The 22,237-nt window shown below is 62.5% G+C and carries 21 protein-coding genes; 17 read left to right on the top strand and 4 right to left on the bottom strand.

Annotated features, from left to right (window positions below; translation table 11 throughout):
- The first annotated feature begins 109 nt into the window (after window positions 1-109).
- The 4 genes from ACFWYE_RS17565 to ACFWYE_RS17550 all read left to right on the top strand — a co-directional run bounded on the left by ACFWYE_RS17565 (window position 110) and on the right by ACFWYE_RS17550 (window position 4,333).
- Complete coding sequence (locus tag ACFWYE_RS17565) at window positions 110-658, top strand: invasion associated locus B family protein (protein WP_379113124.1); 549 nt, start codon at window positions 110-112, stop codon at window positions 656-658.
- A gap of 214 nt (window positions 659-872) precedes the next feature.
- Entirely contained in the window at window positions 873-2,558 is a 1,686-nt protein-coding gene (locus tag ACFWYE_RS17560) for an ATP-binding protein (protein ID WP_379113122.1), read from the top strand.
- A gap of 87 nt (window positions 2,559-2,645) precedes the next feature.
- Window positions 2,646-3,623, top strand: coding sequence for a sensor histidine kinase (locus ACFWYE_RS17555; protein ID WP_379113120.1), 978 nt, complete (start codon window positions 2,646-2,648; stop codon window positions 3,621-3,623).
- A gap of 20 nt (window positions 3,624-3,643) precedes the next feature.
- Window positions 3,644-4,333 carry an ATP-binding protein gene (locus ACFWYE_RS17550; RefSeq protein ID WP_379113118.1) on the top strand — a complete coding sequence of 230 codons (690 nt, stop codon included), beginning with the start codon at window positions 3,644-3,646 and terminating at the stop codon, window positions 4,331-4,333.
- Window positions 4,334-4,341: 8 nt separating this feature from the next.
- Here ACFWYE_RS17550 and ACFWYE_RS17545 read toward each other — a convergent pair whose 3' ends face one another.
- Complete coding sequence (locus ACFWYE_RS17545) at window positions 4,342-4,980, bottom strand: LuxR C-terminal-related transcriptional regulator (RefSeq protein ID WP_379061988.1); 639 nt, start codon at window positions 4,978-4,980, stop codon at window positions 4,342-4,344.
- Window positions 4,981-5,190: 210 nt separating this feature from the next.
- Window positions 5,191-6,249: a LacI family DNA-binding transcriptional regulator gene (locus tag ACFWYE_RS17540; RefSeq protein WP_379061986.1), complete on the bottom strand. Its 1,059-nt coding sequence runs from the start codon at window positions 6,247-6,249 to the stop codon at window positions 5,191-5,193.
- Window positions 6,250-6,649: 400 nt separating this feature from the next.
- Between ACFWYE_RS17540 and ACFWYE_RS17535 the strand changes: the two genes are divergently transcribed.
- The 4 genes from ACFWYE_RS17535 to ACFWYE_RS17520 all read left to right on the top strand — a co-directional run bounded on the left by ACFWYE_RS17535 (window position 6,650) and on the right by ACFWYE_RS17520 (window position 11,199).
- Window positions 6,650-7,606 (top strand): ABC transporter substrate-binding protein, encoded by a 957-nt coding sequence (locus tag ACFWYE_RS17535; protein ID WP_379113147.1) that lies wholly within the window; start codon window positions 6,650-6,652, stop codon window positions 7,604-7,606.
- Window positions 7,607-7,712: 106 nt separating this feature from the next.
- Window positions 7,713-9,209 (top strand): sugar ABC transporter ATP-binding protein, encoded by a 1,497-nt coding sequence (locus tag ACFWYE_RS17530; RefSeq protein WP_379113116.1) that lies wholly within the window; start codon window positions 7,713-7,715, stop codon window positions 9,207-9,209.
- Window positions 9,206-10,201, top strand: a complete 996-nt coding sequence (locus tag ACFWYE_RS17525) for an ABC transporter permease (protein ID WP_379113114.1) — start codon at window positions 9,206-9,208, stop codon at window positions 10,199-10,201. The genes ACFWYE_RS17530 and ACFWYE_RS17525 overlap by 4 nt, the downstream gene beginning before the upstream one ends.
- Window positions 10,198-11,199, top strand: a complete 1,002-nt coding sequence (locus tag ACFWYE_RS17520; RefSeq protein ID WP_379113112.1) for an ABC transporter permease — start codon at window positions 10,198-10,200, stop codon at window positions 11,197-11,199. The genes ACFWYE_RS17525 and ACFWYE_RS17520 overlap by 4 nt, the downstream gene beginning before the upstream one ends.
- Before the next feature lie 22 nt (window positions 11,200-11,221).
- Here ACFWYE_RS17520 and ACFWYE_RS17515 read toward each other — a convergent pair whose 3' ends face one another.
- Complete coding sequence (locus ACFWYE_RS17515) at window positions 11,222-12,241, bottom strand: LLM class flavin-dependent oxidoreductase (protein WP_379113110.1); 1,020 nt, start codon at window positions 12,239-12,241, stop codon at window positions 11,222-11,224.
- A 158-nt stretch (window positions 12,242-12,399) separates the two neighbouring features.
- On the opposite strand from ACFWYE_RS17515, the gene ACFWYE_RS17510 reads away from it, so the two are divergent.
- On the top strand, window positions 12,400-12,771 hold the full coding sequence (locus ACFWYE_RS17510; RefSeq protein ID WP_379061975.1) for a cupin domain-containing protein: 372 nt from the start codon (window positions 12,400-12,402) through the stop codon (window positions 12,769-12,771).
- 13 nt (window positions 12,772-12,784) lie between these two features.
- Here ACFWYE_RS17510 and ACFWYE_RS17505 read toward each other — a convergent pair whose 3' ends face one another.
- On the bottom strand, window positions 12,785-14,194 hold the full coding sequence (locus ACFWYE_RS17505; RefSeq protein WP_379113108.1) for a PLP-dependent aminotransferase family protein: 1,410 nt from the start codon (window positions 14,192-14,194) through the stop codon (window positions 12,785-12,787).
- 112 nt (window positions 14,195-14,306) lie between these two features.
- Between ACFWYE_RS17505 and ACFWYE_RS17500 the strand changes: the two genes are divergently transcribed.
- From ACFWYE_RS17500 to ACFWYE_RS17465, 8 genes are all read left to right on the top strand, one after another.
- Window positions 14,307-15,146: an SDR family NAD(P)-dependent oxidoreductase gene (locus tag ACFWYE_RS17500; protein ID WP_379113105.1), complete on the top strand. Its 840-nt coding sequence runs from the start codon at window positions 14,307-14,309 to the stop codon at window positions 15,144-15,146.
- A 77-nt stretch (window positions 15,147-15,223) separates the two neighbouring features.
- A complete protein-coding gene (locus ACFWYE_RS17495; RefSeq protein WP_379061968.1) occupies window positions 15,224-16,243 on the top strand; it encodes a BMP family ABC transporter substrate-binding protein in 1,020 nt (339 codons plus the stop codon).
- Window positions 16,244-16,263: 20 nt separating this feature from the next.
- A complete protein-coding gene (locus ACFWYE_RS17490) occupies window positions 16,264-17,769 on the top strand; it encodes an ABC transporter ATP-binding protein (RefSeq protein WP_379113102.1) in 1,506 nt (501 codons plus the stop codon).
- Window positions 17,766-18,791: an ABC transporter permease gene (locus tag ACFWYE_RS17485; RefSeq protein WP_379113099.1), complete on the top strand. Its 1,026-nt coding sequence runs from the start codon at window positions 17,766-17,768 to the stop codon at window positions 18,789-18,791. The genes ACFWYE_RS17490 and ACFWYE_RS17485 overlap by 4 nt, the downstream gene beginning before the upstream one ends.
- A 3-nt stretch (window positions 18,792-18,794) precedes the next feature.
- Window positions 18,795-19,682 carry an ABC transporter permease gene (locus tag ACFWYE_RS17480; RefSeq protein ID WP_379061959.1) on the top strand — a complete coding sequence of 296 codons (888 nt, stop codon included), beginning with the start codon at window positions 18,795-18,797 and terminating at the stop codon, window positions 19,680-19,682.
- A 10-nt stretch (window positions 19,683-19,692) separates the two neighbouring features.
- Window positions 19,693-20,901, top strand: a complete 1,209-nt coding sequence (locus ACFWYE_RS17475; protein ID WP_379113097.1) for a Tm-1-like ATP-binding domain-containing protein — start codon at window positions 19,693-19,695, stop codon at window positions 20,899-20,901.
- A gap of 1 nt (window position 20,902) precedes the next feature.
- Window positions 20,903-21,736 (top strand): phosphoenolpyruvate hydrolase family protein, encoded by an 834-nt coding sequence (locus tag ACFWYE_RS17470; RefSeq protein ID WP_379113094.1) that lies wholly within the window; start codon window positions 20,903-20,905, stop codon window positions 21,734-21,736.
- Window positions 21,737-21,745: 9 nt separating this feature from the next.
- Entirely contained in the window at window positions 21,746-22,183 is a 438-nt protein-coding gene (locus ACFWYE_RS17465) for an SRPBCC family protein (protein WP_379113091.1), read from the top strand.
- Window positions 22,184-22,237: the final 54 nt, after the last annotated feature.

Here is a 22,237-nt window from a genome sequence, read left to right as displayed (position 1 = left end):
TCGACATGAAGGTGACCGACAATGCCACGCTCGGCATCTCCTACAATGGCGAGTTCGGCTCCGGATCGTCGACCAACGGCGTCGACGCAAGGCTCGGCATCCGCTTCTGATGCCAGCCAATAGAGTGTTGATCGGCGCGGCGGCCTTCCTGGCTGCCGCGTCTGCCGCTTCCGGGCAGGAACAGCAACCCGCCGCCGGCTCGGCAGCTGCCGCAGGCGGACCGTCGTCGCTGTCGGAGACCTATGAGGACTGGCGCGTCGCCTGCGTGGCGGCGCCCGAGAACAAGAAGCAGTGCGCCTTCTCGCAGGGCCAGGTCAGCCAGAACGGCCAGCGTGTGCTCACCATCGAACTGATGCCTGCCGACGATGGCGGCTTGAAGGGCCTGCTGGTGATGCCGTTCGGGCTCAACCTCGACAAGGGCGTGACCTTCTCCGTCGACGACACACCGCCGGGCAAGCCGTCGCGCTTCCGCACCTGCCTGCCCGGCGGCTGCGTCGTGCGGCTCACCTTCACGCCGGCAACCACCAAGGCGCTCAGCACCGGCACCGCGCTGAAGCTCGGCGCCTTCGCTTCCGACACCGAAAAGGACGTCGCCTTCTCCATCTCCCTCAAGGGCTTCAACCAGGCCCTCGAAAGAACCATCCAACTGGGGAAATAACGAAGGGAGGCTAGCGCAATTCTAGGAAAAGTGTGTAACGGTTTTCCGTCCGGAATTGCGCAAAAACAAAGAGTTAGAGCTTTTCCGCGTTTCTGTGAAACCGGAAACGCTCTAGCCCTCCCTTTCGCATTCTGGAATGTCGCTTAGGCATTCGAAATGCCCTGATTGTCGAGCCCCAGGCGATCAGCTCCTGCCCCTGATCGGGATGCACATCATGCCTGGTGGCTTGCGAACGAAACTTGCCGACCTTTTCGTTACCCGGAACGACAGGCCGAATGACGCCGAGCGGGCTCAGGCGACCTTTCGTCTCGGGGCGGCGACGCTGTTTACGGTCGGCATGCTGAGTGTCTTTTCGTCGAGAGGCGACACGGCATTCAGCACGACCCAGACAATCCTGTCGTTCTCATCCTACATCCTTGTCTCGGCGCTGATCCTGTTCTGGATTGTGAAACGGCCAGGCGAGAACCTGCTTCGGCGTGCCATTTCGATGGTCAGCGACTACATCGCCGTCGGCGGCATCATGACGTTCGGAGGTGCTGCCCTGCTGCCCGCCTATGCGCCGCTGTTGTGGGTGACGGTCGGCTATGGCCTGCGCTTTGGCTCACGTTATCTGATTGCCTCGACCTGCATGGCGCTGATCAGCATTCTGGTCACCGCCTATTTCAACCCGTTCTGGCGCGAGAACCCCTATGTGACGATCACCCTGATCCTCACCACGGTTCTCGTTCCGGCCTATGCCTACAGCCTGCTTGAGCGTGTCTACACGGCCTTCAATGCCGCCCGCGAAGCCAATGTGGCCAAGTCGCGTTTCCTTGCGCAGGCGAGCCATGATCTGCGCCAGCCGATCCATGCGATCAGCCTGTTCACCGCCTGCCTCAAGGATACGGGTCTCGATCGGGAACAGCGCCAGATGGTCGAGAATGTAGATCGTTCTCTGCAGAGCGTGTCGCGTCTGTTCCGCTCCCTGCTCGATATCTCCACGCTCGACAGCGGCAAGGTGACACCGTTCTTCGAGCCGGTCGCGGTAAAAGACCTGTTCGAGGATATCGTCAGGCAGAATTCCGAGGCGGCGCAATGGGCCGGAGTCGATTTGCGGGCGGTTCCGACACGAGCCTACGTCACCGTCGATGCCACCTTGATGACCACCGTCCTGCAGAACGTGGTCTCGAATGCTCTGAAGTATGCGCCGGATCACCCGGTCCTGATCGGTTGTCGTCGCCGGAACGGGCAACTCGCCATCGAAGTTCATGACCGTGGTAACGGCATCGCCGCGCATCATCTGCCGAAGGTGTTCGACGAGTTCTACCAGGTCCGGGAACGCGGTGACCGCGACGTCGACGGCGTCGGCCTCGGCCTGCCGATCGTCAAGCGACTGACGCGGCTGATGGGCATGTCGGCCTACCTGCGCTCCGTCCCAGGTCGCGGCACCACGGTGATTATCGAAGGCCTGCAAATCTCATCGCAGGCGGCAGCGGCCAAACCGAAAGCAGAGGGCCCGAGGCCGGCGATCGAAGGCCTGCGTGTCCTGCTCGTCGAGGACGACGAGGACGTCTTGCTCGCCACTGCCACCTTGTTGCGGAAATGGGGCTGCATCGTCGACATCCAGCCGTCGATCCCTGACGAGGTGACCGAATGCGATCTGATCGTGACGGACTTCGATCTCGGTGCGAAGGCTACGGGAGCTGATTGCATTGCACGTGTGCGGCATCTGCTGAAACGCAAGGTGCCTGCCATCGTCATGACCGGCCACGACGAAAACCGGGTGAGGGTCGATCTTGGTGATCCGGAAATCGCGATCCTGGCGAAGCCGATCCGTCCGGCAGAACTTCGCTCGATGATGACTGCGGAAAAACTCAAGATCGATCGTTTGGCCAGGCAAACCGGTGCGATTTCGCACTGACCGCAGACGTTGGCGAGTTCACACAGGGACGGCGTCGGTGTAGGGGGAAGTGTCGGCGCCGCATACGGCCCATGGAGTGGGGCAATTTTGAAGAAGCGTGACCATGCGGGGCTTCCGCCCGCAAGAATGGGAGGTGCCCCCGAAACCAGGGAGCAGGAGAGCTATGATGCCGAGCGCTCCCAGGCATTCGTCAGGATCGTCTTCGTGCCGATTCTGGCGGTGTACATCTGGGTCGTCGCCTGGCTCGACAACGCGGCGACATCCTATGCCAATGGTTTTGCCGGCTACTACTTCGCCTACGTTCCCGTTTCGTGGTTGCTGCTGTGGTGGGTTGTTTACAAGCCGGTGGTCTACAAGCCCCGCCGATTGGTTTCGATGGGGTGCGACTATCTCGCATTCTTCTCGGCGATGTCTATCGGCGGCGCGGCATTGTTGCCGCTCTATGCCGCGCTGCTTTGGGTAACGGTCGGCAACGGGCTTCGTTTCGGACCGCGCTACCTGATCCTGGCTACCGCGATGGCGCTGGTGACGATCGCCTTGTCATCCTATTTCAACGCCTATTGGCGTGAGAACCCTTATGTGGCGCTGACCCTGGTGATGACCACCATCCTGGTGCCGGCCTATATCTATGCTCTGCTGCAACGCGTCTATGAAGCCTATGATGCAGCGCATGAGGCGAACCTTGCCAAGTCGCGCTTCCTGGCGCAGGCCAGCCATGACCTACGCCAGCCGATCCACGCCATCAGCCTGTTCACCGCCTGTCTGCGCGACACCGGGCTCGACCGCGAACAGAAGCAGATGGTCGAGAACATCGACCGCTCGCTGCATTCGGTGTCCGGCCTGTTCCGCTCGCTGCTCGACATCTCGACACTCGACAGTGGCAAGGTCACACCGCATTTCGAAGTCGTCGCCGTGCAGGACATCGTCGATGAGGTGCTGACGCAGAATGCCAACCGGGCCGAATGGTCGCAAACGACGTTCAAACTGGTGCGTACAAGGCTGCATGTGCGCACCGATGCCGCTCTGCTCACCACCATTTTGCAGACATCGTTTCCAATGCGCTGAAATACGCGCCGGGCAGCGAGGTGCTGATCGGCTGCCGCCGCCATCGCTACGGCCTGTCGATCGAAATCCACGATCGCGGCGAAGGCATCGCCGAGGAACATCTGCCCAGGCTGTTCGACGAATTCTACCAGGTACGCGAGCGCGGCGACAAGGACATCGAAGGTGTCGGCCTCGGCCTTTCTATCGTCAAGCGGCTGGCGCATCTGATGTCCTTGCGGGTCTCGATCCGCTCGGTCCGGGGACGCGGCACCAGCGTGCGTATTGCCGGCCTGCCGGTGGTGTCGGCACCCGAGCGCACGAAGAAGATCGCCCCGGAGCGGTTCTCGTCACCGTTGGAAGGCTTGCGGGTGCTGCTTGTCGAGGACGACGAGGATGTGCTTCTGGCGACGGCCTCGCTACTGGAGAAATGGGGCTGCGTCGTGCAGGCCGAAACCGGAGCGGATCTGTCGGTCGCGGCCTGCGATCTGGTCGTCACCGACTTCGATCTCGGCGGCGGCATTGTCGGTGCCGACTTCATCCAGGAAGTGCGCCGGCAGGCGGGCCGCGACATCCCCGCCATCGTCATGACCGGCCATGACGAGAACCGGGTGCGCGAGGAACTCGGGCAGCAGGACATCCCGATCCTGTCGAAGCCGGTGCGACCTTCCGAACTGCGCTCAACCATGATCGCGCTGTCGCTGGGGCGCACCAGGGAGCGTGCACGTGCCTGATGGCGGGCTTAGATCCGGTCGACCCAGCCCTCGTTGAGGGCCTTGACCGCTGCAGCCGAGCGCGAGCCGACATTGAGAACACGCAACAGAGCCGAGACGTGGATGCGCACGGTGTAGTGCGAAATGTCGAGCGTGCGCCCGATTTCCTTGTTGGATTTGCCGTCGGCAAGCAAGCGCAGAACTTCACGCTGGCGTTGCGTGAGGCTGTTGAGGATGTCCGCGTCTTCAGCAGGGTAGGGCACCCGATCCGACGACTTGAGCTTGATCACATATTCGCCGTCGCGGACCGCGGCGATCGCCTCCATCAGCTCGCTTGGCGGCACGGATTTCGAGACGAATCCGTCGACGCCGCCGGCCATTACCATGTCGACCGTACGGCGATCGTCGACCATCGATACGACCATGATGGACGACCGCTGGAATTCCTGACGCAACTCGGCAAGCGAACGTTCCGCGACGAGGCCGGGGAACAAAAGGTCCATGATGAAGAGTTTGGGCTGGCGTCCTGCGCGCGCGGCAGCCAGGACTTCGTCCATTGTTTCGGCTTCGACGATGTCGGCGTCGGTCTCGACTGTCTGTACGACACGGCGCAACCCTTCCCGAAAAACGGGATGGTCGTCGGCAACGATGATCAGATCTTTTGGCACTGCTTCCCCCTGGCGGCGGTTGGCTATCGGGGGCAGGTCAAGCTCGGCTGTCGCATCGGCGCTATGTAGCATTGACCAAATGGTCAAACAACACGGGTTACCCCAAGGATACCCCATCTTGGGCTAGTGCATTTGCACTATGGTGATGCCACGTAGTGCGATTGGAACGTGTTGGGAGCTGAAGAAATGACGCCTGCGGACTGAGGAATCTCAGCGCAGCCTTGGTGAGGCCGTCGTTTCTCTCACGACGAGCGGCCCATCGATCTTTACGGTCATCGGACGGAATTGTTTATGGTGCGCCACCATGTCGATCAGCATCTCGGTCGCGCGCTGTCCCATTTCATAGTTTGGCAGCACGAGCGTCGAAAGGCGTGGATGGGTGTAGCGAGCGAGCTCCTGATCGTCATAACCCATCACGCTGAGCTCAACCGGAACCTTGATACCCATCTCGTTGGCGGCTTCAAGAGCGCCAAGCGCCATCAGGTCGTTGCCGCAGAATATGGCGGTCGGCGGATTGTCGGTCGACAGCAGGTCGCGTGCATGGTGATAACCGGTCAACGGCAGCCAGTCGCCGCTGCGTACCAGCGTTTCGTCGAAGGCGATATCGGCGGTGGCGAGTGCCTGCCGATAACCTTTGAGGCGGTCGATGGAAGCATCCATCCACGGCTCGCCGTTGATGAAGCCGATGCGGCGATGGCCCAGGCCGGTGAGATGGGCGGTCGCGGTGAAGCCGCCGGCAACTTCGCCCGGCAGGATCGAAATGTGGCGCCGCGCTTCGCCGTAGCAATTCAGCAGGATAGTTGGGAGTCCCTGAAGGGCTTGAGGCACTGTCACACGCCTGGTGAAGATCGAGGAGTAGATCACGCCGACGATCGATTTGTCGCGTTTGATCGCTTCGATGGTCGCTGCTTCCAGTTGCGGATTGGAGCGCGTCACATAGGCGGCCACCAGAAAATCCTGCTCGAAGGCGAAGTCACGCGCGCCATCGAAGCTGACCACCGGATGCGGACTGGTGGAGATTTCGTCGACGATGTAGGCGATCGTCCGCCCCTCGGCATCGGATGATATCTCCCCCCTGATCCCCGGTAACTGGTAGTTCACCTGCCTGGCAGCCTCGAGCACGCGTTGCCTGGTTTCCGGAGATATTCGGGCGCCCGTCATCTGGTTCAGCACGAGCGAGACGCTTGACTGCGAAACGCCGGCAATACGGGCGACGTCCGTCATGGTCGGTCGTCCCTGGCGTTTCTCGCCGCCGTTGCTCTGACTCACAGCGCTGGTCCTCGCCTTGAATTCACGATCGTGCCCGCAATGGTTTCTCGACCCGTCGATAGCATCATAGTCATTTGATCATAAAATTATCAAGCGGTGATCGGATTTTGGAACGGCAGGTCTCTGTATGACTGATTTTGCGCGGTTTTTCTATTCCGAGCGACTGTTAACCCACTGATTTTGGCAGGAATTGGCGCATTTTACCCGTATTTGAGGCATATCACGCTCCTGCTTTCATGCCGGGTTTCGATAATGCCGTCTCGCAAATATCCCGCATTGACTGCTAATAAAATTATCGTAGGATTGATCGGTGATCAGCAGACCGACGTCTGCCCGGCTGGAGGAGCCGGTTGCCCATCTGGAGGAACCCTCGATGTCACTGACCCGCCGTACTTTATTGATGACCGCAAGCGCCTTCGGCGTGCTGGGCCTTGTGTCCACCGTGGCCATGGCCGCAGATCTGCCGCCGCTGGCCAAGAAGGACAGCTACAAGGTTGGCTTCGCCCAGACCGAGTCCAACAATCCATGGCGCATCGCCCAGACTGAAAGCATGAAGGCCGAGGCCGCCAAGCTCGGCTATCAGTTCGTCTACACGGATGCGGCAGGCTCCGCGGCCAAGCAGGTTGCCGACGTCAATTCCATGATAGCGCAGGGTGTCGATCTCATCTTCCTGGCGCCGCGCGAGGAAAAGCCGCTGATCCCGGCGGTGCTCGCCGCCAAGAAGGCAGGCATTCCGGTCATTCTCCTGGACCGCAGCGTCGATCCCAAGCTGGCTGTTGCCGGCAAGGACTACGTCACCTTCATCGGCTCGGACTTCGTCGAGGAAGGCAAGCGCGTTGCCGAATGGCTGGTGAAGAACGCCAACGGCAAGACCAAGATCATCGAGCTGGAAGGCACCACCGGCTCGTCGCCGGCCAATGACCGCAAGAAGGGCTTCGACGAAGCCATCAAGGCGGCCGGCGGTTTCGAAATCGTCGCCTCGCAGTCGGGTGATTTCGCGCGCGACAAGGGGCGCCAGATTGCGGAGGCGCTGCTACAGGCGCATCCCGACGCCAATGTCATCTATGCCCACAATGACGAGATGGCGCTCGGAGCGATCGCAGCGCTCGAAGCCGCGGGCAAGAAGCCGGGCACCGATGTGCTGGTGCTGTCCATCGACGGTGGCAAGGAAGCCGTCCAGGCAATTGCCGATGGCAAGATCGGCGCTGTCGTCGAATGCAATCCGCGCTTCGGCCCGATCGCCTATGAGACGCTGAAGCGTTATGCCGGTGGCGAAAAGATCGAGGCCTGGGTGAAGAACAAGGACAAGTTCTACGACACATCCAACGCCGCGGCTGAGGTGTCAGGCGCTTACTGATTCATCTCCCCACCTGCGGTCGGAACGTATCGAGGAGCGTTTCGACCGCTTTTCTTTTGCGCATCCCGGGTTGAGTGTACAAACCATCACCAAGGGAGGATTTGCGATGCTGTTGTCGATGACGGGCATCAACAAGAGCTTTGGTGATGTCCGCGTTCTCACCGACGCTTCGCTTGCAGTGGAGCCTGGCGAAACCATGGCGCTGATCGGCCAGAACGGCGCCGGCAAATCCACGCTGATCAAGATCCTGACCGGCGCCTATGCGCATGATACCGGCAGGATAGAGTTCCAGGGCAGGGAGGTCCGGTTCGGCTCCACTGCCGAGAGCCAGGCGGGCGGCATTGCCACCATCTACCAGGAGATCAACCTCGCGCCTAACCGCACCGTGGCGGAGAACATCTTTCTCGGTCGCGAGCCGCGCCGCTTTGGCCTGGTGGACCGTGCAAGGATGCAGGCAGATGCCGCGACAGTGCTGCGACGTTTCAAGCTCGATATCGATGTGAGCCGGCCGCTGCAGGATTTCGAGGCCGCGACCCGGCAGATGGTCGCGATCGCACGCGGCGTCACCCAGAACGCCAGGCTGCTCATTCTCGATGAGCCGACGTCCTCGCTCGACGAGCGCGAGGTCGCCGTGCTGTTCGAAACCATCCGGACCTTGAAGGCCGACGGTGTCGCGGCGATCTTCATCAGCCACCGGCTGGACGAATTGTTCGCCATCTGCGACCGGGTCACCATCATGCGCGATGGCCGCACCGTGGCGGTCAGCCCGATGAAGGACATATCCAAGGTCGAACTGGTCAGGACCATGCTCGGCAAGGAACTCGCCGCCTTCACCTTCAAGAAACGCGCGCATGGCGACAACGAAGGGGCCGCACTCGTCGGCGTCGAGAACCTGGGCGCGGGTGTCCGGGTGCGCGATGTCTCTTTCAACATAGGCAGGGGCGAGATCGCCGGTCTCGCCGGGCTACTTGGCGCCGGCCGCACCGAAACCGCGCGATTGATTTATGCTGCCGACCGCAAGGAGCGGGGAACCGTCAAGGTCGATGGACGGGAGAGCAACTATATCGCTCCGGCCGACGCCATCGCCGACGGCATGGGTTTTGTTTCCGAGGACCGCAAGATCGAAGGCATCGTGCCGGAGATGAGCGTGCGAGAGAACATGACACTCGCCATCCTGCCGAAGCTGCAGAAGGCCGGTATCATCGACAAGGCCGCCCAACGGGCGATCGTCGAAAAATACATCGCCGCACTCGGCATCAAATGTTCCTCGCCCGAGCAGCCGATCCGTGAACTCTCGGGTGGCAACCAGCAGAAGGTCCTGCTTGCGCGCTGGCTCTGCATGAATCCGCGTCTGCTGATCGTCGACGAACCGACGCGCGGCATCGATGTCGGCGCCAAGGCCGAGATCCTGAAGCTGCTGCGCAGCCTTGCGGATGAGGGCTTGAGCGTACTGATGATCTCCTCCGAACTCGAGGAGTTGATCGCCGCGGCTGATCACGTCACGGTCTTGAGCGATGGCCTCTCTGTCCGCCGGCTGGCATCCGAGGAAATCACTGAAGCCAATCTCCTGTCCGCCATGGCCCATCAGGAGGTGCCGGCATGACCGCTGCGCAAGACACTGCCGGTCCCGCGAGACGCTTCAACCTCGCTGCATGGCTGAGCCGTTACGGTACCTTGCTGGCGTTTCTGCTGTTGATCGCCTTCAACGTCATCGCGACGCCGAATTTCCTGTCGCTCCAGACCCTCAATGTGAACCTGACCCAGGTTGCCACCATCGTCATCGTCGCGGTCGGCATGACATTGGTGATCGCGACCGGGGGCATCGACCTGTCGGTCGGTTCGCTGATGGCGATCGCCGGGGCGCTCGCGCCAATGATCCTGATGGGGGGGCTGGCGCCCACCACGAACCCGCTGGTGGTTCTGCCGCTGGCGTTCATCGTGCCGCTGGTCGTGGCCGGCCTGCTCGGCTGGTTCAATGGGTTCCTCGTCACCCACTATTCGATCCAACCGATCGTGGCGACCCTGGTTTTGTTCACCGCCGGGCGCGGCATCGCCCAGGTGATGACCAACGGCAACCTCCAGGTGTTCAAGAACGAGGCTTTCCAGTTCGTGGCGCTGGGGCATGTCTTCGGCATCCCGACGCAGGTGCTGATCATGGTTGTGGTGGTGGCTGCGGCCGCCTTCCTGATCAAGGGCACCGCATTGGGGCGTCAGATCCTGGCTGTCGGCGGCAATGAAAAGGCGGCACGCCTTTCGGGCATTCCGGCAAAGCGGGTGAAGCGCTTCGTCTATGTCATCAGCGGTGTGCTGGCGGGCCTCGCCGGGCTCATCGTCGTGGCGAGGAACTCGGCCAGTGACGCCAATCTGGTCGGGCTTGGCATGGAGCTCGATGCCATTGCCGCGGTCGCGGTCGGCGGCACGTTGTTGACCGGTGGCAGGGCAAACATCATCGGCACCTTGCTCGGCGCCTGCGTTATCCAGCTCGTCCGTTATACCTTGCTCGCCAATGGCGTGCCGGATGCCGCCGCACTCGTCGTCAAGGCAGGGCTGATCGTGGCGGCCGTCTACATCCAGCAAAGCGCGGACCGGACATGATGCAGGAAACTTCGCGCTCGAATGTCGTCGCGGCGTTGATACCGCATTCCAATCTTCAGCTCGCGCGGCTGTGCGTGATCACGGTCGTGTTCGCTTTGCTGATCTTTGGCGCGTTGCGTTACGACAACTTCCTGTCGAGCTACAACATCCTTTCGTTCCTGCGCTACAATTCCATGTTCATGCTGATCGCGCTCGGCATGGCGCTGGTGATCATGACCGGCGGCATCGACCTGTCGGTCGGTGGCACAGCAGCGATGACCAGCGTGGTCGCGGCAATATTGTCGCCCTACGGATGGCCGGCAGGACTTCTGGGAGGCATGGCCGCGGGTCTCGCGGTTGGCATCGTCAACGGGCTGGTCGTCACGCGGCTGCGTATACAGCCGTTCATCGCCACCCTGGCGGCGATGCTGGCCACTTACGGCACGGCCCTGCTGCTGTCCGGCAATCAGTCCGTCTCCGCATCCTATGACACTGCCTTTGTTTCGATCGGCCAGGATGATTTCCTCGGTTTCCCAATCCCGGCCTGGATCGCCATCGCCTGCTACGTCGTTGGTTGGATCGCGCTGGAGCGCCATCCGGTCGGCCGGCGTATCCTCGCAGTCGGGGATGGTGAGGCGACGGCGAAGCTGATGGGGCTGAAAGTTGGGCGAACGTTGCTTGGCGTCTACGCGACCTCCGGCCTTCTCGCCGGACTGGCTGGCGTCATCCTGGCCGCGCAGTTCGGAGCTGGCCAGCCGACCGAGGGCGTGGGCTGGGAGCTGTTTGCAATTTCGTCCGTCGTCGTCGGCGGCACGCTGTTGTCCGGAGGGGTCGGTTCCGTCGGTGCGACCCTGGCAGGCGCCATCCTGCTTGCGATGGTTTTCAACATCCTCAATTTCGAGAATGGCCTTGGCGTCATCTCGCTGTCCGCCTACTGGCAGTCGGTGATACGCGGCGCCTTCCTGCTGGTCGTCGTCATCCTGCAGGCCAAATTGATGAACGGGCGCTCACCGCAATAGGCGGTGAGCGCCGTCATTTCCGTCAGCGCCAGCCGAGCGCTGGCGCGACATGCTTGACGATCGACTCGATGACATGGGCGTTGTAGTCGACGCCCAGCTGGTTGGGCACCGTCAGCAGCAGCGTGTCGGCTTCAGTGATGGCGTCATCCTGCTTCAACTGCTCGATGAGCACGTCGGGTTCCGCCGCATAGGTGCGGCCGAAGACCGCCCGTGTATCCGCTTCGATGTAGCCGAAATGGTCCTGGCTATCGCTGCCGCCGAAATAGGCGCGGTCGCGATCATCGACCAGTGCGAAGATGCTGCGGCTGACTGAAACCCGCGGCTCGCGTGTGTGGCCGGCTTCTTTCCATGCCGCGCGGAAGGCCCGGATCTGTTCAGCCTGCTGGATGTGCAGCGGCTTGCCGCTTTCATCGAATTTCAGCGTCGAGCTCTGCAGGTTCATGCCGAGCTTTGCAGCCCATTCCGCCGTGGCGTTGGTGGCCGCACCCCACCAGATCCTGTCCCGCAGCCCTTCGGAGAACGGCTCGAGGCGCAACATGCCGGGTGGATTGGGGAACATCGGGCGTGGATTGGGTTGTGCGAAACCCTGGCCCTTGAGAACGTCGAGGAAGACTTCCGCATGGCGTCTGGCCATGTCGGCGTCGCTCTGGCCCTCCGGCGGTGCGTAGCCGAAATAGCGCCAGCCATCGATCACCTGCTCCGGCGAGCCGCGGCTGATGCCGAGCTGCAGGCGCCCGCCGGCGATCAGGTCGGCCGCGCCGGCATCCTCGGCCATGTAGAGCGGGTTTTCGTAACGCATGTCGATGACGGCCGTGCCGATTTCGATACGGCTCGTCCTGGCCCCGACCGCTGCGAGCAATGGAAAGGGCGAGCCCAGCTGGCGGGCGAAATGATGCACGCGGAAATAGGCACCGTCGGCGCCCAGTTCCTCGGCGGCGACGGCAAGGTCGATCGATTGCAGAAGTGCATCCGACGCCGAGCGCGTCTGCGATTGCGGGGAGGGCGACCAATGGCCGAAGGAGAGAAAGCCGATGTTTTTCATGGCAAAGGATGTAGCACATCGATCCCCGGCTTCAATGGAAGGCAATGCAACGCACTGTCGCTGCGGCAGAGACAATCGGACCACTTCCCGCAAAGTGGAACTTGCGGACAGCGGGGTCGATCGGTTCCTTCGCGCTGCCAACAAGCGGGAGGAAAACCTTGACTGAAGATCAGAAGATCGTTGTCGCCAACAACAAGGGCGAGTTCTGGACCGACGAGCGCTGCTACATCACCGAATTGCACAACACCGAAGCATCGCCGGAGGCATCATTGGCGGTGGCGCGTGTCGAAGTTGGTGTGACCACACAACTGCATAGCCTCACCGGCGTGATCGAGCGCTACATCGTTCGCCAGGGCGAAGGGATACTCGAAGTCAACGGCGTCAAGCGCAAGCTGATGGTGGGCGATCAGGCGGTCATCCCGGCTCAGGCGCCGCAGCGCATCGAAAATACCGGTTCGGTCGACCTGGAATTCTATTGCTTGTGCACGCCGCGCTTCTTCCCGGAATCCTACGTCAATCTCGAACAGTAGGACGATCGCCTCGCTAGGCTGCTGTCCTTCGTAGCGCCAGGTCGGAAATCGTTTCGATCGCAAACTGCATCGTCTCGGCCGGACGCACGAAGGGCAGGCGAATGAAGTCGCCGAAATTCTCCTGCGCTGAATAGCCCGGCCCGGCAGAGAGCAGGAGGCGGTGTCGCTGTGCTTCCTGGCACAGCGACACCGTGTCGACGCCCGGCATGTGGATCCACATGGCGGTGCCGCCGGCCGGTTGCGACCAATGCCAGCGACCGTGAGCCCGTCCGGAAATCAGGTCTTCGGCGACCTTGAGATGGCTGCTGATCTCCTCGTGCCGATACGCCCGCGCCGCCTGGATGTTTTCGAGCAGGCCGACGGCAAGGTGCTGGTCGAACATCGAGCAGCCAAGATCGTTGACCGCCTTGAAGCTTGCCAGCCGTTTTATCATCGGCGGGTTTGCACGGATCCAGCCGATACGGATGCCGCCCCAGAACAGTTTGGAGAGCGTGCCGATCGTGGCGATCTGGTCGGACTTTGCCTGGCCGGCGATCGGCCGCGGTGTTGCCCCGGCGATCGTCGACAGCTCGTTCTGTGCGCCATCCTCGACAAGGAAGGTCGGATAGCGGTCGAGCAGGTCGACCAGGTCGCGGCGGCCTGCGTCGTCCAGCGATCGTCCCGTCGGATTGTGCACTTCCGGGAAAAGGTAGAGCAGCTTTGGCCGGTTCTTGAGCGCCCTTTCAAGCTGGTCCATGTCCAGGCCGTGGGCGCTGATGCCGACCGGCACGATCCTGGCATTGCGGCGGCGAAAGACCTCCAGCGAGCCGCGATAGGCGGGATCCTCCACGACCACCGCGTCCGACGCATCGACCAGGGCGTTGGCCAGCAGCCACACCGCCTGCTGCGCACCGCTGGTGATGAGTATGTTGTCGGAATGCGTGGGCAAGCCGAGGTCCGTATAATAACGCGCGACGGCCCAGCGCAGTGCCGGCAGCCCGGACGCATCGTAGCCGAGGCCGGACGCAACACTCGCCAGATCGGCGCCCCGCAACGCCGCCAGTGCCTCGGTCAGGATGGGAGACGGCGGCAGGGCACCGCTGGTCATGTCGATGTCTTCGGGCAACGCCTGCATCTCGCCGGCAAGGCGCGTGTGCGCGACGCCGGGTGCGTTCGCCGATGCGATGATGCGGTGACCGCTGCCATGGCGGCTGTCGAGCACGTCGGCGTCGCGCAGCGACGCGTAGGCTGCAACGACGGACCCACGGCTGACCGCAAGGGCGGTTGCCAGTGTCCGTTCCGACGGCATCAGGGCACCCGCCGGCAGCTCCCTGGCCGTTATCAGCCGGCCGATCGCCAGGCTGAGCTGCTGAGGAACCTTGCCTTCGGCCGTTTGCCAGCCGCCGATGAGCCGGCTGATGCGCGCGGGTGAAATCCTGTTCATACGTGGTCCACTTCTCGACAAGTGGACTTTGCCAGATGCCGCCCAGTAGAGCAATTTCACTTTCGGGAAAACGGATAAGAGGCCTCGATCTGGAGGTCCAAGGGGAGGAGATATGGGCTCTTTTGCCACCAGGGGCGAACATCGCCCGCTGGCCGTGCGCCAGGTTGCGCCGGTACGGTCACACGCAAACAAACGTTATCTCGTTCTTGGCGGTGCAGGCGGTGCCGGCAAGGCTGCGGCTGCATTGCTCGCAGCCGAAGGCGCCTCGGTGATCATCGGCGACGTGCGCGAACAGGCACTGACCGAAGCGATTGCGGATCTCAACAAGGATGGCGGCAGCACGAGCGCCGTCGTGGTCGACCTCGGCAATGCTGGCTCGATCGCGGCTGCGATCGATCAGGCCGAGCAGCGTCTTGGCGGCATTGACGGCCTGGTGAACTGCGCAGCCATTGTCCGTCACGTCGATCCGCTTGAAACGCCCTGGACCGACTGGGAGCGTGTCTTCGCCATCAACGTCTTCGGCGCCTTCGAAGCCTCACGTCTCGTGGCCAAGGCGATGATCGCCAAGGGCATCAAGGGCGCGATCGTCAATGTCGCATCGGAGGCCGGCAAGAAGGGCCACACCCAGTCGCTCGCCTACAGTGCCAGCAAGGCGGCGATGATCAATTTCACGCGGGTGCTGTCGGAAGTGCTCGCCCCCAACGACATCAATGTGAACTGTGTCTGCCCTGGCGGCATGGCAACGGACATGCTGCGCGAGGTTGCCGTCGCCTATGGCGACCTGGTCAAGCAGGCCCCGGATGACGTGTTCGAGCAGCTTATCAGCTCGCAACTGCGTCGGCATATCGATCCAGTCGAGGTGGCAAGGACGATTTCGTTCCTGCTGAGCGACGACGCCATGATCATCCGCGGCCAATCCATCAACACCGATGGCGGCGATACGCCGTATTGAGGCTATTTCCCTGGCGGACTACGCGGCATGTGCGTGTGTTCCGTTGCAACATTCATGCTTGCCTGTGGGGTTCAAAAATGACGACTGCCAGCAAACTCTTGCATCTCTGCCTGGGCTCGGTACTTGCCCTTTCTGCGGCATCCGTTCCGGTCCGCGCTGAAGAAAATTCGTTCGTCCTGGTCACGCCGAGCCGCATCGGTGTGAACAAGTTCCTCGGTCTGGGGAAGACCGGCATCGAAAAGGCGGCCGCAGATCAGGGCGCCAAGGCCAAGATATTCGAAGGCACCGATCCATCCACCCGCCGGCAGCATGTCCAGGCGGCAATCGACATGAAGGCGTCGATCGTCGCGGTCATGGGGTTCGAGTTCGGCGACATCATCGCTGACCTTGCGCCGGAATACCCGGACACGAACTTCGTCATCGTCGACACCTGCATTCCGGATGCACCGAAGAACGTCTATTGCGCGGTCTTCCGCGAACAGGAGGCAGCCTATCTGGCCGGAGCCGAAGCTGCACTGACCTCGACCAGCAAGACGGTCGGCGTCATCGGTGCGCTCGATATCCCGTTCCTGCATCGCTACACGGATTCCTTCGCGCTCGGCGCCAAGGCGACCCGTCCCGACATCAACGTGCTGCCCACCTCATGGATCGGTGGGGACAACCCGTTCCAGGATCCGGTGCGGGCGCAGACGCAGGCGACCCTGCAGCTATCGAACGGCGCGGACCGCATCTATGCGGTTGCCGCCGGCAGCAATGGCGGCGTCTTCAAGGCAGTCGCCGATAAGCCGGGCGCGATGGCCATCGGTCTCGACGTCAATCAATGCGGCGATGCGCCCGGCGCCATCCTCGACAGCACCTTGAAGAAGGTGGACGTCATTCTGCCAGCCACCATCGACGGCATCCTGAAGGGGTCGGCCAAGCCGGTGGTGAGCTTCGGTCTTGCCGAAGGTGGCCTCGAACTGGTCGCCACCACGGACGCGGTCGCCTCGTCGGGCTGCAAGATCGCCGAGAAGCCGGAAGTCATCGGCCAGCTCAAGGATATCCAGGCCAAGATTGTTTCGGGCGCGATCACCGTGCCTGATCCGATGGCGCAATAACGCGACCTTGGAGCGCGATGATGACCTTGCTTCAGATGGAGGGCATCACCAAGCGATTTGACGGTGTCGTTGCCAATGACGGGATCAGCCTGTCTGTCAACAGCGGTGAGATCCATGCGCTGATGGGGGAGAATGGGGCAGGCAAGTCCACCCTTATGAACATCCTCTACGGTCTGCTCAAACCCGACGCCGGGGAAATCCTGGTCGACGGCAAGGCCATGGATTTCGCCAGCCCGCTGGGCGCGATCGCAGCCGGCATCGGCATGGTCCACCAGACCTTCAGGCAGTTCCCCGATCTGACGGTCTGGGAAAACCTGGTGTTCCAGAACGAGCCCAGGCAAGGGCCGTTTGTCTCCGCAGATGCCGCGCGCGATTTCGTCCGGCGTCTCGGCTCCAGGCATGGTCTCGAGATCGATCCGGACAGCCGGGTCCGCGATCTGGCGGTGGGCATCCGCCAGCGCCTCGAGATCCTGAAGGCGCTGTCGCGCGAGGCCAGGATCCTGATCCTGGACGAGCCGACGGCCGTCCTCACGCCGCAGGAGCGGGACGGCCTGTTTTCCGCCATGCGCGAGCTGGCCGGCAAGGGCATGGCCCTCATCCTCGTCACCCACAAGATCCCTGAGGTGATCGCCATCACCGACAAGATCACGGTCATGCGTGACGGTCGCGTCTCCGGCACCCTGGCGACCCGGGAAACGAACGAGGCCGAGATCATCAGGGCGATGGTTGGCCGCAACGTGCCACCGACGGTTGCGTCGAAGGTCACATCCGATGCCCAGCCGATGCTTTCGGTCAAGGATCTGTCGGTTCGCAAGGGGGCCGTCACGGTCGTGGACAGCGTTTCCTTCGACGTCCGTCCGGGCGAGATCGTCGGCATCGCCGGTGTTTCGGGGAACGGGCAGCCGCAGCTGATCTCGGCGGTCATGGGCCTTGAGCCGTCGACAGGCATGGTGAGCATCGGCGGTCAGGACATCTCCAGGTTTCCGATTGCACGCCGCCGGGCGACGGGCATCTCCTATGTGCCGGAAGATCGTCATCTGACAGGCACGGCACCCGCGGCCTCGATCGCCGAAAACATCGTCTTCGGCACGCACCGCAATGCTGCTGTCTCCCGAAAGGGTTTCCTGCGCAAGGATGCGATTCGCGCCCAGGCGCGTAAACTGATCGAACGGTTCAGGGTGAAGGCTGCCTCCGAGCAACTGCCGATAGGCTCCCTGTCGGGCGGCAACATGCAGAAAGTCGTGATCGCCCGCGAAGTCGAACACGGCTCACCGCTGATCATCGTCGAGGAGCCGACCCGCGGCGTCGATGTCGGCGCCATCGAATTCATCCACCAGACCTTGATTGCCGAGCGCGACAAGGGCCGGGCGATCCTGGTGGTGTCGTCCGACCTGACCGAACTGCTCGCGCTTTCGGACCGGATTCTCGTGATGTTCGAGGGGCGCATCAACGCCAGTCTCACCGGAAGCGACATGAACGAGGACACTGTCGGCCGCTGGATGATGGGGGGAGCGGAAACCAGATGATTGCAGCGGCTCTCGATACGAAATCCCGCCTGGCGGCAATCCTGTTCTCCATCGCGGCCGCGGTCGCGCTTGGGGGACTTGTCGTCGGGCTCACCGGCGCCAATCCCATCTCGGTCTACCTTGAGATCGCCAAGGGGGCTGTTCTCGGACGCGGGTTGGACGAGACGCTGGCCCGCTCCGTGCCTCTGGTCGGCATGGCGCTGGCGGCTGCGATCGCGTTGCGGGCGGGGCTGGTTAATCTGGGTGGTGACGGGCAGATGCTGATCGGCGGTCTCGCCGCCGCACTGGTCGCGCTTTACCTGCCTGTTCCAGGTGTCGCCCGGGCGGTCCTGGCATTGGCCGCTGCCATCTGCGCCGGCGGACTCTATGCCTGGCTTGCCGCGGTCCTGCAGCTCAGCCTCGGCATCCCCTTCCTGATTGCAAGCCTGCTGTTCAGCTACATCGCGCGCGGCCTGACATCCTATCTCGTGCGCTATCCGTTGCGCGACCCGGCCACCGGCATGCCGGAGACCTATCGTGTCGCCTCGGGAGCGCGGCTGCCCGCCCACATCTTCGACCTGCCGGTCAGCATGGCCATGGTCATCATGGCGGTTGTGGCCGTCGTGATCGTGGTCAACGACAGAAGCGGGGTCAACGGCTTCGAATGGCGCATGACCGGCCTCAACGCTCGCTTCGCGCAGTATTCGGGCGTGAACCTGTCGCGGCAAACACAACGCGTGGCATTCCTCAGCGGTGCACTGGCCGGCCTCGTCGGCGCCCTGCTGATCCTGGGGCAACAGTACCGCTTCACCGACGGCGCTCTGCTTGCACCTGGTTATACCTGGTCCGGGCTGATGGCCGCCGTCCTTGCCATGGCCAGCCCGATCGCGACGATCGTCACATCGGTGTTCTTCGCCGCGCTTCAGGTCGGAGGCTTTTCCATGGAGAGGGCGCTGGGTCTGCCGGCGGTCCTGACATGGGTGTTGCAGGCGCTGATCATCCTTTGCCTCGCCGCGCGCCCGATCCTCTTCAGGAAGCGATAGGCCATGCTCAACATGCTGCTTTCGCAAGTTCTCGACCTGATGACGCCGGTGCTGCTTGCCGCGATGGCCGGTGCCTTGTGCGAGCGCGCCGGCGTGTTCAACATCGCACTGGAAGGCAAGATGCTGGTCGGCGCCTTTGTTGCCGTCGCGACCAGCATCGCCTTTGGCTCACCTGTCCTTGCGGTTGTCTCGGCTGTTTTCTGCACGGCGATCTTCGCCTCGCCCCTGGCGCTTGGCGGTGCACGTCTTGGCGGCGATCCCATCGTCATCGGTATCGGCCTGAATCTGCTCGCCTCCGGCCTGACCACCTATCTGCTGGGGGCGATTTTCGGCGTGACCGGCACGCTGGTCGATCCGTCGGTCACTGCACTGCCCAGGTTCGACATTGCAGCGCTGGCGGACGTGCCGGTGCTCGGCGCGATCCTCGGACACAACGCGCTCGTCTATCTGTCCTGGCTGCTTGTGCTCATCTTCAACATCTACCTGTTCCGCACGCCCTGGGGGCTGCGTTTGCGCGGCATTGGCGAGGTGCCGTCGGCAGCGGCGGCAATGGGAGCGAATGTCAGCCGCTACCAGACGGCGATCATCATCCTGGCTGGCGGCCTGTGCGGCCTGGCCGGAGCGCAACTGGCGCTCGGCTCCGTCGCGCTCTTCGCGGAGAACATGACGGCCGGGCGCGGTTGGATAGCCGTCGTCGCGGTGATGCTGGGACGCGCCCATCCCTTGGGCATTGCGCTGGCTTGTCTCGGTTTCGGGCTCGCCGATGCCGTCGGGTTGCGGCTGCAAGGGCAGGGATTGCCCAATCAGATCACCGACATTGCGCCCTATGCCATCACGCTGCTCGCGATGATCGGTCTCGGCCTGCGCGGCATCAAGAAAAGAAGCGTTTGAGGAGGAAGAGATGAGCGTTCCAAAGACCGTCTATGTGGCTGGTTCCTGCGACACCAAAGGTGATGAACTCCATTATGTGACCAGGATCATCCGGGCACAGGGCGTTTCGGCTGTGCTGGTCGATCTTTCCACCGACAAGCCGTCGGCCAATGCCGATATCGACGCCAAAACGGTCGCTGGGTTTCATCCCGGCGGCGTCGCGGCAGTTTTCACCGGAGACCGCGGTTCGGCGGTTTCGGCCATGGGGCTTGCCTTCGAGCGGTTCATCCTGTCGCGGGATGATGTCGGCGGCATCATCGGCCTCGGCGGTTCCGGCGGCACCGCCATGGTGACGCAGGCCATGCGTGTTCTCCCGGTCGGCACACCCAGGGTGATGGTCTCCACCGTGGCTGCCGGCAATGTGAGCGCCTATGTCGGTCCCAACGACATCGCCATGGTCAACTCGATCACCGACATCGCCGGCCTCAACCGGATATCGCGGACCGTCCTGTCGAACGCCGCCAATTCGATTGCCGGCATGGTCCGCAACCGGCAGGAACTTGAGCAGGAAGACAGACCGGCGCTCGGCCTGACCATGTTCGGTGTCACCACGCCTTGCGTCACCCAGGTCGTGGAGCAATTGCACGACCGCTTCGAATGCCTGGTTTTCCACGCCACCGGCATCGGCGGCCAGTCGATGGAAAAGCTGGCGTCTTCCGGCTTCCTTGCAGGCGTGCTCGACATCACCACCACGGAAGTCTGCGACCTGCTTTTCGGCGGCATCCTGCCGGCGACGGAAGACAGGTTCTCTTTCCTGGCGCAGTCGCCCCTGCCTTATGTCGGTTCGTGCGGCGCGCTCGACATGGTCAATTTCGCGGGCATCGACACGGTCCCGGAGAAGTATCGCAATCGCAACCTCTACATCCACAATCCCCAGATCACGCTGATGCGTACGACGCTGGAGGAAAACGTGGCGATGGGCAAATGGATCGGCGAGCGCCTGAACCGCAGCATTGGCCCGGTGTGTTTCCTGCTGCCGCTCGGCGGCGTCTCGCTGCTCGACGCTCCCGGCCAGCCATTCCACGATCCGGCAGCCGACGAGGCCCTGTTTGCCGCCATCGAGAGCACGGTCCAGCAGACCGCCGAGCGCCAGGTGCTCAGGGTGCCGCATGCGATCAACGCCCCGGAATTCAGTTCCGAAGTCGTTCGCCACTTCAATGAAATCAGCAAAGGTCGGTAGTATGAGATTTGAACGAAGCCAGTTGCTGGACAAGTTTCGCGCACAGATCAAGGCGAAGATCCCCATCATCGGCGGTGGTGCCGGCACCGGCCTCTCGGCCAAATGCGAAGAAGCCGGCGGCATCGACCTGATCGTCATCTACAATTCCGGCCGCTACCGCATGGCCGGGCGCGGTTCGCTGGCCGGGCTGCTCGCTTATGGCAATGCCAACGAGATCGTCGTCGATATGGCGCGTGAAGTGCTGCCGGTGGTCAAGCACACGCCGGTGCTCGCCGGCGTGAATGGCACCGACCCATTCTGCCAGTTCGATCCCTTCCTGGATCAACTGAAGGAGATCGGTTTTGCCGGCATCCAGAATTTCCCGACGGTCGGCCTGATCGACGGCAAGTTCAGGGCAAACCTGGAAGAGACCGGCATGGGTTATGCGATGGAGGTCGACCTCGTTCGCCTGGCGCGCAGCAAGGACATGCTGACCACGCCCTATGTCTTTTCGGTTGATGATGCCCGGGCGATGACGGAAGCCGGCGCCGACATCATCGTGGCGCATATGGGCCTGACCACAGGCGGCACGATCGGCGCCGACACGGCGCTGACGTTGCAGGATTGCGTCGGCGAGATCAACGCCATCGCCGCGGCCGCCCGCGCGATCAACCCGGACATCATCATCCTTTGCCACGGCGGCCCGATCGCCGAGCCTGAGGATGCCCGCTACATCCTGCAGCAATGCCCCGGCTGTCATGGCTTCTATGGCGCATCGAGCATGGAGCGCCTGCCGGTGGAAAAGGCCCTCGTCGCACAGACGCAGGCCTTCAAGAATCTGGTCGTCCAACAATAGGAGAGGAATGTGGCCAAGGCTTATGCAAGCGCGGTGATCGACGCGCCGATCGAAACCGTGTGGAAGACCGTGCGCGACTTCAACGGGCTGCCGACCTGGCATCCGGCGATCGCCAAAAGCGAGATCGAGGGCGGAGCGGCGAGCGATTCCGTCGGTTCGATCCGTTCCTTCTATCTCCAGGACGGCGCCCATGTGCGCGAACAACTGCTTGCCCTCAGCGACAGCGAGCACTCCCTGTCCTACAGCTTCGTGAAGCCGGCCTTCCCGGTGAAGAACTATGTCGCCTCGATCCGGCTGCTGCCGATCACGGACGGCAACCGCACCTTCGCCGAATGGGTCGCCAATTTCGACGAGGAACCGGAAGACACCGGAAAATACGTTGAGATCGTTTCCGATCACGTTTTCGCGGCCGGCTGGAAAGCGCTGCAGGAACATCTGGCCAAATAGCCGTGTTTGCCTGAAGCGGGCTCCCGAGCGGTACGTTGGCCGCTCGGGAGCAAT

The sequence above is a fragment of the Mesorhizobium sp. NPDC059025 genome, from assembly GCF_042739655.1.
Lineage (GTDB): Bacteria > Pseudomonadota > Alphaproteobacteria > Rhizobiales > Rhizobiaceae > Mesorhizobium.
This window is presented reverse-complemented; position numbering and strand designations above follow the sequence as displayed.